The following is a 13,068-nucleotide window of genomic DNA, read 5'->3' on the forward strand; positions in this document are numbered from 1 at the left end:
AAAGTATTTAACGATGGAAGGTAAGGCAAAAAACGTCAATAGACTTTTCGGTTTTATAATGGCCTTTGGATTGGTAGTTCTCGCTTTTATCCATTTTAAATGGAGTGCAGAGACAGTTGTTTTGAGTATAGTGACTGGTATCGTATTTTTTATGATACCAGCACTTTATTGGTTCCTGACCAGATCATCCAAATCATTGGGGATTATCGATAAGTCATTTCTTCAGTTTGGAGAAAATATCCTTATTGAGGGTGAAGCGGGATATTTACTGAATGATGGGAAAATAACAGGAAACTTATACCTGACTGAGAGTAGGTTGGTCTTTAAAACTTCTGATTCCATGCAAGTGGCTTTTACTCTTAATGACATTGCAAAAGTTAGACTTTATAGACCAAACTATCTCTTTAGTAAGGGAATCATTATTACAGTGAATAGGAGGGATAAGCGCTTTATGGTAGAGTATCCTAATGATTGGCGAGTAATTATCAGCAGCTTGAAAAACGTAACATAAAGTGCCTCAATTGAAAAATGTAGCTCCCTTTAGAGACTTCAATCTCTAAAGGGATTTTTTGCTGATTACTGATAAAGAACTTTATTATTAAGTCACAGAAAAGCCACCTTTTGAATAATTAGGTGGCTTTTCTATTTATAATTGAAGTTTTTTTAGTGAAAAGGTAAAAACTTACTATCATTGGTAGGTAACATTTTAGGCTTGAGGGTATTTAACTTTTCACCATTTAATACCTTCTCATATTTTTCGATATAAGACTTAGCCATCTTAATGTGATTAAAAGTATCTCTTGCATACTCATGACAAACTTTAGGTGAGAAGGAGCTATTCTTGATTGCTTCAGCCAGTTGGTGTTTATCATTTGAGAGGAACCCCACTTCTGATGTAATCAACTCAGGTAATGCACCATAAGGCGTTCCAAATACTGGAGCACCATAGAAAAGGCTTTCCGTCAAGGCTAAACCAAAAGGCTCATGCCATCTTACAGGAAATACCAGACCTCGAGAACCATTTAAGAGTTGATATTTTTCTTTACCACCTACCATTCCATGAAACTTGATACGAGGGTCTAAGGTAAGTCGAAATCCCATTTTAATGTTTAGGCGATGTCCTCCTAATACTCTTAGTTCTTTACCACTTAATTGAGCAATATTGATTGCTCCTTTGACATTTTTAATTCTCCAGGCAGCTTTTCCTAGAAAATGCAAATAGTCCTTTTTTTTGTTGAAGTCAGGAGTGTCATAATCATCCCATAATAAGCCATTGTAAACAAAACAATCAGAGTCGTGTCTTTCTGCGTGATTTTGGGATATGAAGATGGCATTTTCAGGAAAATCTTCATTACTGTTATTACCATGAACTGTCATCACATATGGAATATTAATAGGCTCATTCGGAATAATATTCATATGCACTAAATCAATACCATCAGGAATTTGTTCATTGATACCTTTATCTGGATTATAGGTTAATACATCTGCAAAGGGGCAGTGTGAGCCTTCATTTACAAGAAAGGTAACCTTATGTCCTAGCTCGGTTAAACCTTTCCCTAGTCCCCAAATTACTCGTTCAGTACCTCCATACTTGAAGGCAGGGATAGTTGAGTTGTTTACAATTAGAATATTCATAGAATAGATGTTCCTTATCAATGTTATGGCAAAAGTAATAATTATAATCTTGTTAACAACATTGAACGCATACTCGTGTTGTTGGATATCTATTATATGTTATTTGTGAGAGTTGAAGCTTACTAGTATTCACCAGCATCACTCTTGTTAATAAGTAACTTAACTGCACATAACATAGCCCTTTCTAGAAATGACAACCAGCCGCAGAAATTTTATGAAAGCATTAGGAGGTATGTCTTTAGCTACCCTCATTCCTTTTCATGACCTGATTGCAAGACAAGGTGATAGTAAGTTTGAGAAAAATAGTCTTTATGAGAAAACTTTGGAGATAGCTCAACAACTTGTGGATGAATCTCCTGCAGATGATATTTTACTAAGGCCTAGAATGGGAACGGGAGGAGGGTTTAAAGATTTATTTTTATGGGATACAGCTTTTATAATCCTATGGGCTAAATATCATCCAGATATTTTCCCGATAAATAATACATTGGACAATTTCTATCGACTACAGGATGAAGATGGGTTTATAGGAAGGCATTATTTACAAAGCGGGCAATCTTACTTTCCAAAAAATCATCCTTCTTCATTTGCGCCTCCACTATTGTCTTGGGCTGAGTTAGAGTATTTCAAAATGACTCAAAATAAACAAAGGTTGTCAAAAGTATATTCTAACTTGAAAGCTCATCATCATTTTAATACTCATCAGTTTAAGATGGATGATAACCTCTTTATAGGAGATCCATTAGGCTCTGGAATGGATAATTTGCCTAGATGGCCAAAAGGTTGGAGAGGAGGTCAAGGAGGACTTGAGTTACAAGCAAATTCCTTTCCTAATCAGGTTGAGGCAGAGCATGTGAAAAAGTATTGCAAGAATTACAAACTTAGATGGAACCAGCAAGGAAGGTATATTGATATGTCAGCCCAAATGGCTTTCAATGCTTTATGTTTAAAAGAAATTGCTCAAATAGTTGGTCAAACAGCTGATATTCCAATCTATGAGGAACAACATAGACAAATCAAGGAGGCAATCAATGAGAAGTGTTGGAGTGAGAAATCCAATTTTTATTTTGATTTAGGTTTTGACAAGCAAGTACCAAGGTTTCATATTGGAGCATATTGGACATTGATAGCTGGAGTAGTGCCAGAAGAAAGACTGAAACCTTTTATTTCCCATTTAAAGGACCCAAAAAAGTTTTACAGAAAGGTACCAGTTCCGACATTGGCAGCAGATGAAAAGGGGTATAGCAGGAAAGGAGATTACTGGAAAGGGAGTGTTTGGGCACCTACCAATTATATGGTTTTTCATGGTCTAAGAAAAGTTGGAGAGGAAGAGTTGGCTAAGCATTTGGCAGAAAAGTATTATCAGGCTGTAACTTATATTTTTAATCAAACAGGAACACTTTGGGAAAATTATATGCCAGATAAGTTGAAGCAAGGTAGCAGAAGCCAACCTGATTTCTGTGGTTGGACAGGGTTGGCTTCAGTAGCAATTTTTAGGGAGTTTTTGATGGACTAAGGTTTATTCTTTTCAATCATAGTATGGAACTCCAAGTATTTAGGAAGTGCAGCGGAACCATACCATTCATAGGTCTCTGTGGCTAATAACCCTGAACTGATGGCAGGGTCAGTTTGCAAGAGTGATTCCACTTCCTTAGGGTCTTTTATATTGAAAATAAAGATGCCTCTGTATTCCTTCTCGTTTTTGGTCAATGGGCCAGCGACTATTAGTTTTCCTTCTTCAGCTAATCTGGTGATGTTGTCCAAGTGTCCCCTGAAAATGGCATTAACCTTGTCTTGGTCATCAATGGTGGTATTACCTGTTTTAAGGATTACAAAAGTGTATTGTTTCATGCCATACTCATCTGCTCCAAGACTGTCTGCTAAGGCTTTATTGTAAGAAGTGTCTTGCTGAGCAAAGGATGTGAGTGAAATAAAAGCAAAAAGTAGCGTCAATAGGTAAAAGTGTTTTTTCATGTGTCTATTGGTGATGTTTAAATATTCAGATTGCCCAAATGTATATAAATTTTATATTCTGAGTTTCCCTATTTAAATACAAAAAAGCCCCCTCAATACACTAATGTATGTATCGAGGGGGCTCTTATGTATTAGACTGTAATTATTGCTCTTTTTGAGTCAGTACCTCTACAGCTTTGCGAAGTTGTTCATCTTCACCTTTTGAGTAGCTGTCAGGAGCGTTGTGGACAATGATGTCAGGGACAGCACCATTCAGTTCCTGATTCAGACCTGTTGATTTTGTATACCAAGCTCTGAAAGGCATTCTGAGTAAACCACCATCGATCATTTGGTGACCACCTGTTGAAATAACGGCACCAAATGTAGGTCTACCTACCAATGTTCCGATTCCAAGTCCTTTGTAAGCATGTGAGAAAATCTCAGCATTTGAGTAACTGCTCTCGTTACACAAGGCTACAGATGGTTTTGTCCAAGCGGCAAATGGCAGGCGCTCACCATAAGGGTAGTGGTTGCTGAACTGCTCATGGTTTTCTTCCAGGCTAGTTGTAGCTCCTCTTGGAATAGTATAAGCATGTTGTTTAACATTCAGTACAGCCATCAGGTAGTCTGTAGTCCATCCACCACCATTGTAGCGGACATCGATAACAATACCTTCCTTGCCATGACCAGCGGCCATCAAGTCGCGCTCAAAGCGCTCAAAGCTTGTCCAGTTCATACCTTCGATATGCAAGTAACCCAATTTACCATTTGAGTACTTGTTTACCAGTTCACGCTTTTCATTAACCCACTCTTCATAAAGTTTATCTCCCAATCTGGAAACAGGGCGAATGACGACTTCTTTCTGAGTTTTGTTCTTGTCTTTTACCGTCAGTAAAATTCGCTCGCCTGCAAGGTCAGTCAAGGTTTGATAGAAGTTGACTCCTTGTTCAACTTTATCACCATTTACCGCCAAGATAATATCCCCTTCAGTGATTTTACTATTCTCTTTAGATGCAGGAGCACCGTCTACTACATGAGTTACTTCAACTCCGTCAGCGTGAGGTTTTACTTCAAGACCTAGGTTGCCTGTATGTTCTCTTTGTGTTTTGGCACGCTCTTCTGTGCGGTAGAGTCCCATATGGCTGGCATTGATTTGACCAAGCATCAGGTTGAATACATAGCGGAAATCAGTTTGTGTAGAGGCTGATAGCGCCAAAGAACGGTAAGTTTTCTTAAGGTTATCCCAGTCCTGACCGTGGAAGTTTGGATCATAGAACCCTTCTTGAATAGCAGTCCAACCTTCCTCAAACATTTGCTTACGCTCTTCAGGGTAGTTGATTTTCATCTTGGCACTATGTGGCAGAGACTCTTTAGAACTTCCTGCTGAAGGTTTTACCCTATATTGTCTGCCTCCATCTACAAAGTAAATGTGACTTAACTTTTTGTCCATTGAGACACCAGAGATACGTTTACCTGCTGTAACCATTTTGGCATCATCACCATCCCATTTGATAGTGTAAAGCTCTCTATTTTTGTTTACAGCATTTTCTCTTACAAAATACAGGTTCTTTCCATCCTTGGAGAATGCGATACTTGATTCGTCTCCAGGATAAGCAGTCACCTGTACCAGTCTCTCGTAGATATCGTCAAAGTCTATTTCTACAGGAGTTACCTCTTCTTTATTGTCCTTCTTCTTGTCTTTATCTGACCCTTTGTCTTTTGGCTCAATGTCTTCAGCCTCTTTCCAGTCATTTTTAGTCTTTTCCCAGTCCGCTTTTTTCAGCCATACATACCAGATATCTGTATCGCCATTATTTCTTTGTGATAGGAAACCCAATTTTGAGCCGTCAGGGCTCCATACAGGTGAATAATCACCACGTGGGTGCATACTTATATTGACAGGTTCATGACTTTTGTCTACTGGTTGAATATAGACCTCATTGTTGAAGTCAAGGTCAGGAGTACTGTAAGCTAGGTAACGGCTATCAGGACTCCAGCTAATGCCATTGAAATCTGACCAGTTGTTATCTACCAGAGCAACTTCTTTGGATAGCTTACCATTTTGGTCAATATCAGCCACAACCAGTTTTCCGTTTCCGGATAAGTAGCTGATTTTTTTGCCATCAGGAGACATTGTCAGGTTATGTTCAGCCTGTTTTGTGTTTGTGACTTTCACCACTTCACGCTTAAGCGTAGTAAACAGGTTACTATTCTCTTTGTCAGTTGATCTGGCAAGGTAAATATCTTTCTGACCTTCTCTGTCTGACACAAACAACAAAGTTGAATCATTTAGCCAAGCAATATCTTCATCTCTATAGGCACTTTCTGAAATGTTTACAGACTTGCTCTCTTCTTTGTCATTTTTCTTGATAAATACCTCACCTCTTACAGCGAATGCACTTAGCTTTCCGTTAGGAGATACTGCGTATTCTTGCATGTCACCTGAGAAGCTTTTTCTTACTACCGCATCAAAACGTTCATCAACAGCAAGCTTGAGACTTACTTTTACAGGCGCTTTACTGGCAGGGGCAAAAGCATACAGCTCATTTCCTCTGTTCAGGACCATTTTGCTTCCACTTCTGTTCACATTGTACCAGTTAACACCCATACTTTCAAACGAAGTGATTTGCTCTGCTTCAGATGCAGCCTGTCCACTTTCGCTGATCTCCTGCTTCCATACATTGTACCTTCCTGATTTTGTGCTTAGGAAGTAAAGTGTACGGTCACCTGCCCATTGTGGTAAGGCATCTTGTCCTTCGAAAGTTGTGATTTGTGAATAGGTATCTTGCTGTGTGTCATAAACCCAAATCTGTCTGTTGGCAGAACCTTGGTAGGCTTCACGCTCTATACGACATGGTCCCATTTCAAATGCGATGAAACGACCGTCATTGGACACAACAGGGTTGTTACCTACAGCATTCATTGTACGAGTAGGGGTGCCACCCTTTGAAGGGATACTATAAATTGCTGATTCCCACTCAACGTAACCAAATGTACGCTGTGAGTTGAACAACAGGTTGCCGTCAGCAGTCCAGTCTGTTAGTTGGTCTGAAGCTGAGTGAAAAGTAATTCTGTCTACTTGACCACCTTCTGAAGGAATTGTGTATAGATCGTTGTTTCCAAAACGGTCGCCTGTAAAGGCAATTTCCTTACCGTCTGGGCTCCAGATACTACGTCCTTCGTATGCTTCGTGAATGGTAAGTCTTCTTGGATTCTGTCCATTGATGTCAGCAGTCCAAATATCACCTTGATACGAAAAAGAAATTTTGTTACCGTCAGGGCTGACTGCCGCATAACGGATTAGTGGATTGTCTTGGGCCATTACTGATGGAATAACCAAAAGCGCAGCCAGTCCACACATGAATTGGTAGATTAACTTCATTGAACTAGAAATTGGTTGAATTATAAGAATTGTACTCAAATGCAAAGATGTTGCATTTAGGTTAGAAATACAGATGTATTTACACGAAATAGTATAATAAGTTTTAAACGGTGCAAAATGGTTTTGAACTATTTTATGCGATTGATGGATTGTTGGATAACGGTGATGATATTTATATAATAGTTGCAGAAAACAAGATCTACCAAACAAAGGGTAGATACTCAGTATAATACAAAACTAGAGCAGATATGGTGGTCAAAATTACCCTATGTATTTTAAGCATGTTCGTAGTGCTGGGCACCATTGCTTCCTTTGTGCCGATGGATGATTGGTGGGTAAGGGTTTTTGACTTTCCTAGAGGTATTCTGATTGCTATTGGTATAGTGACTATTCTGGGGTTATTGTTTACACAGTCCCTCAGTCACCCATGGGTTATTCTTCTCATTCTTATGTTGGCAGCGAGTATTACCTATCAGGGAACCAAGATTTTTCCCTATACTCCCTTGGCAAAAAAAGAAGTGATGAAGGCTGAAGTGACGAAGGTAGGAGACACTGTTTCGCTTTTGGTTTCCAATGTACTGATGGATAATAGGGATTATGATAAGCTCCTGAACTTAGTCCGTGATAAGGACCCTTCATTACTACTGACTTTGGAAACAGATAAAAAATGGGAAAATGCTATTGGAGTGATTGAGCAGGATTACCCTTATACAGTGAAAGTACCCCTTGATAACTTGTATGGAATGCACCTTTATTCCAAGTACAAGCTCGAAGACATGGACGTGGTTTATATTCTTGATAAAGACATTCCGTCTATTCATGGTAAAGTGGTTTTACCTTCAGGGAAACGGGTAAATTTGCACTGTCTGCATCCTAAACCACCAGCTCCTAACGAAAGTAAAACTTCGACCAAGCGTGATGTTGAGTTGTTGATTGTAGGAAAAAGGGTAAAGAAACATGAAGGTACCACTATCGTGGCAGGTGACTTGAATGATGTGGCATGGTCAAATACTGCGGCACTGTTCAGGAAGGTGAGTGGCTTGCTGGACCCTCGTAAAGGAAGGGGACTTTACAATACATTTCATGCTGATTATCCTTTGGCAAGATGGCCTCTTGACCATGTATTCCATTCAAATGATTTTACATTGATTGAGATGGAGCGACTTTCACATATTGGCTCAGATCATTTTCCAATTTTCATATCGCTTTTTTATAATCCACCTGCAGAGGAAGTCCAGAAAGAAAAAGAAGCATCTGAAGAAGAGGTGGAGGAAGCCAATGAAAAGATTGAAAATGGATTAAAAGAAGGGGATTAGTTTGCAACAGAAATAGTGATATTTAAAGGGATATTGATAAAGTCAGAGAATGTATTCTGAGTAGCTAACTACTGAATGAAGGGTGTTAACTATCCTTATGAACTGTTGAATTATTTTTTCAAACTCAAAAACCATTATGAGAAGAGGAATCGTCAGTGCCAATGCGACAAGGCTGCTAGGGGCTAAAACACGCCAGTTTGTTATCAATTTGATACTTCAATTGAGAGGGAAAGAGAAAAAGACTATTCATTATTTTTTGGACAATAAGGATAAAGTGCAAAATAATGATGATGCGTTTATACATGGTATCAATAAGTTGGTGGGGAGGTTTGTAATACTTGCATTTTTTTTGCTCTTGTTAGTCGTCACAGTTATTATTGACAGTCTTATTGCCAACTAACCCAACCACATGAAACCCAACTTTCTGTACTTAACCTTACTGTGTAGTTTATTGTCTGTTAGTGCGTGTACAGATGATCATACAGGAAGCGAATCTTCTGATGACAAGGAGTTCAATTATAGCATGCATGATTTGCCTTTGGATGAACAATATCAAGGCCCTTTTGATCTTGGGCAACTTCATGATGGGCAAAAGTTGAAGGAAGCTTCTGGACTAGTCGCCAGCCAGCAGTCTAAAAACCTGCTTTGGACGCATAATGATAGCGGGGATAAGGCAAGGATTTTTGCCATCGATACAACTGGAAAGTTATTGCTGGAGGTTACGCTGGAAGAAACGACCAATCGGGACTGGGAAGATATAGCCATAGCCAAGAACTTGAATTCAACCTCTGAGTCTGAGTTTTACCTTTATATAGGAGACATAGGGGATAACAAGGCTCAATATGACTCTATCCAAATTCATAGAATTAAGGAGCCTGTACAGTTTGATACATCTGCTATTTCCCTTCCTAAAGCTGAATTTGAAACCTACAACTTCATTTATCCTGATGGACCAAAAGATGCTGAAACTTTATTGGTAGACCCCTGGACACTGGACTTGTATATAGTTACCAAGCGAGAGAAACATACCTATGTATATTGGGCACCTTCCCCTCAGGATACATACTTTACGACTGAGTTGATTGAAGTGGCTGAGATTCCCTTTGTAGGATGTGTTGGCGGAGATATTTCCCCTGATGGTACCAAAATTCTTCTGAAAGATTACAATACTATTTATAGTTGGAAGCGTGAAAATGGAGAAAGTCTTGTTGAAGCATTTCAAAGGCAGCCTTTAGAGATGCCGTATGTTCCGGAGCCACAAGGTGAGGCTGTCGGGTGGTCTGCGAATGGAGAAGGCTACTTCACCCTCAGTGAAAGTGCGGGTGATGTAACCTCTCACTTATATTTATACCAGCTTAAACGCTAAGTTGTATCAATTCATATGAAACCCCTGGCCACTCATCTCTACAGCTCTATATAGTTCATAGGTTTTTGGATCAAGTGGATAATCCCAACACCCATGTCTGTGGTGTAATTCCCCTCCAAAACCTGTTTTAAACTTATACAAGCCATACATTGGATGTTCTGTATCAGGTTTGTCAGAAACACCAAACATATCATACTCCTCACATCCGGCAGCTTTAGCTTGACAGATAGCTTCCCACTGCAAGGCATATGGCGCCATTAGATTCCTTTTTCGATTGGATGAAGCTCCGTAAAGGTAAGTTGCCCGCTTACCTGTAATCGCCAGAAACATCCCTGCCAATGGCTCGTCATCTTTCTTGGCAAGAAGCATCCTGATCTGAGCCCATTGTTTAGGCTGCTGTTCCTGCGCTTCCAATACCGATTTGAAATATTCCATATTGTCCAGTACAATGCCATTCCTCAATGCCGTCTCCTGATAGAGATTGTACCATACCGGCAAGTTGTCGTGGGTGACGTCTTCTACCTGTACCCCTTTTCTTTGAGAAAGCCTGATATTGTAACGGGTCTTACTTTTCATTTGGGTCAGTAAGGTCTCATCCTTTTTATTTAGGTCCATAAATACAGTATTGGAAGGTAATGTATTGGTATGGGCCTTTCGCAATTTCCAGCCTTGTGTATCAAAGTTCATCCTCATCTCCTGAATTCTAGTTTCAGGAGGTCCAATCCATTCTCCATTCTGATTGTAATGTGCTTCATCTCCAGCCCAAGGAGATTCCCAAACAAGGTCATAACGGATAGCAATACATGATTTCGGAAGGTATTTCCTGATAGATTCTGATAGCTCTTCAAGGTATAACCCCCTATTTTCTTCACCCGGCTCAAACACGGGACCATAGGGGACATAAGCAATCTGGAATTCTGGACTGACTTGCCTCAGCACAATTAGTATGTCATCTGTAGGAGGATTTCCTGTATTGAGAGAAGGGAGTTCGTTTTCTGTAGCTTTGATTTTGATGTCAAAAGCTTTGGTTTGGTAACCATGTTCCTCTTTTACTTTTGCCCAGTATGCCGTTTGTTGCAATATGGGTGAGGGAGCGATTTGTTCTGTGATTTTCGGTTGTACTTCTACCAGCATAAAGTCTGTTCGCTTTCTTTTTATCAATTATGTGAAACAAAAGAATCCCCTCACCAACGGAAGCGAAGGTGTTGTGTTGAGATTCTGAAATATTTGTGATGCAGGTGCTTGATATAGCCCTAATTCGTTAAAAGAGGGACAAAACTATAGATCTTCTGTTGATTCTCCGAAGATGTGGGTAGAAGAGTGTTGGGTGTTGAGGAATGTTAAGATTTATGGCTTTGAAAGTTTTTACAATAGAAAAGCCGCAACCCATATCTGAATTGCGGCTCTTTTATCAATAGAGAAAATGACTATTTCAACTCTTCAAAATCTACATACTCACCATCACCATCATCATTACTATCGTAGTTAGGTTTGGTTTGTACAGGTGCTTCATCTGGAATCAGGATAGTCATCCCATCTTTGTTTACAGCATCCCCTTTAAAACCTTCCTGCCTTCTTCTTAATATTTCAGCCTGTCTTTGTTGCTGCTCCATCGCTTTCTTGTAAATCTTCTCGCCAGCTACTTTAAAAATCCAGCGGAAAATAAAACCTGAAAATCTAGAGAACAGGAAAATAGTTATAAGGATTATCAGTAATATCACGATTTTTGTAGACATTTTCTTTTGAATATATTTTTCAAATCTTGGTATCTCTATACTTAACAGAAAGCAAACTTAAGAAGTTTTGTCTTATAATCGTGGCAAGAAAAACTAATATGATTTAACTAAAATCAATTGGGGAAAAAGAGTTTGGATTAAATTGACTGACATAGACCTTAATTTGTCCTGTGAATACTGAGTCCAATTAAATATTTTTTATACAAATCAATTAACAATGAGCAGATTTACAAAATTCAGCTATGCTATACTATCACTTTGCGCAGTTCTGATACTGCAAGGTTGTGAGGAGGTTGAAAAGGCCTTGAACATTTTCAATATGGAATATAGCCTTGGTGACAGTAACAGTGGTATAAGACAGATCAATGATGTAAAAGTAAGTGAAGTGTCTTATACTACGATTGAAGGCGTTGTCAATGGCGAAAGTGGTGCAGAGTTACAACTGTTGACAGAACTTGCAGCAAGTCTTGATTTTAACCTGCTTACGGGTGCGCTGAATGATAGTGAAGTCTCTTTGCCGCTGCAGGTAATTTTTAATGTAGCGGTTAAAAACTCTACAGATAATGCTGCTACCATGAGTCGTATTGATGTTGCAGTGTACACAAGAGATAATTCAAGTGAAGCATTTGCGCCAGCAGATATTGAGATTGCAGTAAACTCAAGTAGTACAGTTGATGGGGTTAGCTCTGGTGATTGGGTAAGTACTATTGCTAATGGTATAGAGGAAAATGGCGTACAGTGGGATTTTGGTTCAGGAGGTTTTGTAGTGGAGCCAAATGAGGTAAAAGCATTGCCAGTAGCTGTGAAATTTGCTGATTTGGCTAAAATCAGTGAGCTTGTTTCAGGAGACTCTGATGTTATGAAACTTGCAATGGACTTGGTTGAAGGAAATACAGAAAATATTCAATTCAGAATTAAGCCTTATGTAAATATGTTTGGTTCAGAAGTGCCAACTGGTTGGATTACGATCGAGCCAGGACAATGGATGGACACAGAATAAATCGGTTTGAGGAATGAAAATAAGTACCAATTAAGGTACTGCAAATAAAGCCTCTGATTCCATACTGGGAATCAGAGGCTTTATGGTTTTTTACCGAAGTAGAAAAAGAAGAAAACAGCCACATGCTCAGGTTTTGATTTTTTAGGGTCGTAATACCCGATCAGTTGGTTACTGGAGTTTCTTACTTTTCCATCTTTGACATAACCAATTGTTGAATTGGAAGCATTTCGAACCTTTCCATTGCTGAAGTAGCCAATTGTGCTATTGGAGGCATTTTTAATTTTCCCACTATTGTCAAGGTATCCGATCGTTTGGTTGGAGCTATTGGTGATTCTCCCCGAGCGTATACGTCCAAACATACTTCTGGAGCTGTTTCGGATTGTTCCATCGGCCTCAATATACGCTATCGTGGAATTAGAGCTGTTTCTTATATTCTGACTGTAAGCGGAAGTGTATACAAGGCAAATAGCAAGCAGTAAGTATAATTTCATAAAATAGATTTAATCTCAAAAGTATCAAAAGTGAGTATAAGGTGTCCTGTGAGAAATTGCAAATGCGGCTAATTATTCAGGAGTATTTTCTTTGAATCAGATAAGTACCTGATAGAATCAAAATAAGCATTTGAAAAAATAGTACAAACCTAAGAACCTCTCAGTCAAGGCAATTGTTTTCCTGTA

At 39.1% G+C, this 13,068-nt stretch carries 12 protein-coding genes; 6 read left to right on the forward strand and 6 right to left on the reverse strand.

Annotated features, from left to right (window positions below; all coding sequences use genetic code 11):
• The first annotated feature begins 13 nt into the window (after window positions 1-13).
• Window positions 14-511: a GRAM domain-containing protein gene (locus V6R21_RS13565; protein ID WP_334244160.1), complete on the forward strand. Its 498-nt coding sequence runs from the start codon at window positions 14-16 to the stop codon at window positions 509-511.
• 152 nt (window positions 512-663) lie between these two features.
• Here the strand turns inward: V6R21_RS13565 and V6R21_RS13570 are convergent, their stop codons facing one another.
• Window positions 664-1,638, reverse strand: coding sequence for a glycosyltransferase (locus V6R21_RS13570; RefSeq protein WP_334244161.1), 975 nt, complete (start codon window positions 1,636-1,638; stop codon window positions 664-666).
• 214 nt (window positions 1,639-1,852) lie between these two features.
• On the opposite strand from V6R21_RS13570, the gene V6R21_RS13575 reads away from it, so the two are divergent.
• A complete protein-coding gene (locus tag V6R21_RS13575; RefSeq protein WP_334244162.1) occupies window positions 1,853-3,154 on the forward strand; it encodes an MGH1-like glycoside hydrolase domain-containing protein in 1,302 nt (433 codons plus the stop codon).
• Here the strand turns inward: V6R21_RS13575 and V6R21_RS13580 are convergent.
• Window positions 3,151-3,612, reverse strand: a complete 462-nt coding sequence (locus V6R21_RS13580; protein WP_334244163.1) for a YciI family protein — start codon at window positions 3,610-3,612, stop codon at window positions 3,151-3,153. The two genes, V6R21_RS13575 and V6R21_RS13580, sit on opposite strands and share 4 nt — an antisense overlap.
• A gap of 142 nt (window positions 3,613-3,754) precedes the next feature.
• On the reverse strand, window positions 3,755-6,973 hold the full coding sequence (locus tag V6R21_RS13585; protein ID WP_334244164.1) for a S41 family peptidase: 3,219 nt from the start codon (window positions 6,971-6,973) through the stop codon (window positions 3,755-3,757).
• Between the two features lie 248 nt (window positions 6,974-7,221).
• Here V6R21_RS13585 and V6R21_RS13590 point away from each other — a divergent pair, with 248 nt between their 5' ends.
• From V6R21_RS13590 to V6R21_RS13600, 3 genes are all read left to right on the forward strand, one after another.
• Window positions 7,222-8,289 (forward strand): endonuclease/exonuclease/phosphatase family protein, encoded by a 1,068-nt coding sequence (locus tag V6R21_RS13590; RefSeq protein WP_334244165.1) that lies wholly within the window; start codon window positions 7,222-7,224, stop codon window positions 8,287-8,289.
• A gap of 136 nt (window positions 8,290-8,425) precedes the next feature.
• A complete protein-coding gene (locus V6R21_RS13595) occupies window positions 8,426-8,689 on the forward strand; it encodes a hypothetical protein (RefSeq protein WP_334244166.1) in 264 nt (87 codons plus the stop codon).
• A gap of 9 nt (window positions 8,690-8,698) precedes the next feature.
• Complete coding sequence (locus V6R21_RS13600; RefSeq protein ID WP_334244167.1) at window positions 8,699-9,655, forward strand: hypothetical protein; 957 nt, start codon at window positions 8,699-8,701, stop codon at window positions 9,653-9,655.
• 6 nt (window positions 9,656-9,661) lie between these two features.
• On the opposite strand, the gene V6R21_RS13605 is transcribed toward V6R21_RS13600, so the two are convergent.
• Together V6R21_RS13605 and V6R21_RS13610 are read right to left on the reverse strand one after the other, a co-directional pair.
• A complete protein-coding gene (locus tag V6R21_RS13605; protein WP_334244168.1) occupies window positions 9,662-10,789 on the reverse strand; it encodes a lipid II:glycine glycyltransferase FemX in 1,128 nt (375 codons plus the stop codon).
• 293 nt (window positions 10,790-11,082) lie between these two features.
• A complete protein-coding gene (locus tag V6R21_RS13610) occupies window positions 11,083-11,391 on the reverse strand; it encodes a DUF4834 family protein (RefSeq protein ID WP_334244169.1) in 309 nt (102 codons plus the stop codon).
• Window positions 11,392-11,608: 217 nt separating this feature from the next.
• Here V6R21_RS13610 and V6R21_RS13615 point away from each other — a divergent pair, with 217 nt between their 5' ends.
• The gene (locus V6R21_RS13615) at window positions 11,609-12,391 is read left to right on the forward strand and encodes a hypothetical protein (protein WP_334244170.1); all 783 of its coding nucleotides are present in this window, start codon (window positions 11,609-11,611) and stop codon (window positions 12,389-12,391) included.
• A gap of 80 nt (window positions 12,392-12,471) precedes the next feature.
• Here V6R21_RS13615 and V6R21_RS13620 read toward each other — a convergent pair whose 3' ends face one another.
• A complete protein-coding gene (locus V6R21_RS13620) occupies window positions 12,472-12,882 on the reverse strand; it encodes a 5-fold beta-flower protein (protein WP_334244171.1) in 411 nt (136 codons plus the stop codon).
• Between the last annotated feature and the right edge of the window lie 186 nt (window positions 12,883-13,068).

The sequence above is a fragment of the Limibacter armeniacum genome, assembly GCF_036880985.1.
Taxonomy (GTDB): domain Bacteria; phylum Bacteroidota; class Bacteroidia; order Cytophagales; family Flammeovirgaceae; genus Limibacter; species Limibacter armeniacum.

What these genes read in the sequence shown, in the direction of transcription:
- V6R21_RS13610 (WP_334244169.1), bottom strand. Translation starts at nt 11,391, where the DNA reads ATGTCTACAAAAATCGTGATATTACTGATAATCCTTATAACTATTTTC.
- V6R21_RS13585 (WP_334244164.1), bottom strand. Translation starts at nt 6,973, where the DNA reads ATGAAGTTAATCTACCAATTCATGTGTGGACTGGCTGCGCTTTTGGTT.
- V6R21_RS13570 (WP_334244161.1), bottom strand. Translation starts at nt 1,638, where the DNA reads ATGAATATTCTAATTGTAAACAACTCAACTATCCCTGCCTTCAAGTAT.
- V6R21_RS13595 (WP_334244166.1), top strand. Translation starts at nt 8,426, where the DNA reads ATGAGAAGAGGAATCGTCAGTGCCAATGCGACAAGGCTGCTAGGGGCT.
- V6R21_RS13615 (WP_334244170.1), top strand. Translation starts at nt 11,609, where the DNA reads ATGAGCAGATTTACAAAATTCAGCTATGCTATACTATCACTTTGCGCA.
- V6R21_RS13600 (WP_334244167.1), top strand. Translation starts at nt 8,699, where the DNA reads ATGAAACCCAACTTTCTGTACTTAACCTTACTGTGTAGTTTATTGTCT.
- V6R21_RS13605 (WP_334244168.1), bottom strand. Translation starts at nt 10,789, where the DNA reads ATGCTGGTAGAAGTACAACCGAAAATCACAGAACAAATCGCTCCCTCA.
- V6R21_RS13620 (WP_334244171.1), bottom strand. Translation starts at nt 12,882, where the DNA reads ATGAAATTATACTTACTGCTTGCTATTTGCCTTGTATACACTTCCGCT.
- V6R21_RS13575 (WP_334244162.1), top strand. Translation starts at nt 1,853, where the DNA reads ATGAAAGCATTAGGAGGTATGTCTTTAGCTACCCTCATTCCTTTTCAT.
- V6R21_RS13565 (WP_334244160.1), top strand. Translation starts at nt 14, where the DNA reads ATGGAAGGTAAGGCAAAAAACGTCAATAGACTTTTCGGTTTTATAATG.
- V6R21_RS13580 (WP_334244163.1), bottom strand. Translation starts at nt 3,612, where the DNA reads ATGAAAAAACACTTTTACCTATTGACGCTACTTTTTGCTTTTATTTCA.
- V6R21_RS13590 (WP_334244165.1), top strand. Translation starts at nt 7,222, where the DNA reads ATGGTGGTCAAAATTACCCTATGTATTTTAAGCATGTTCGTAGTGCTG.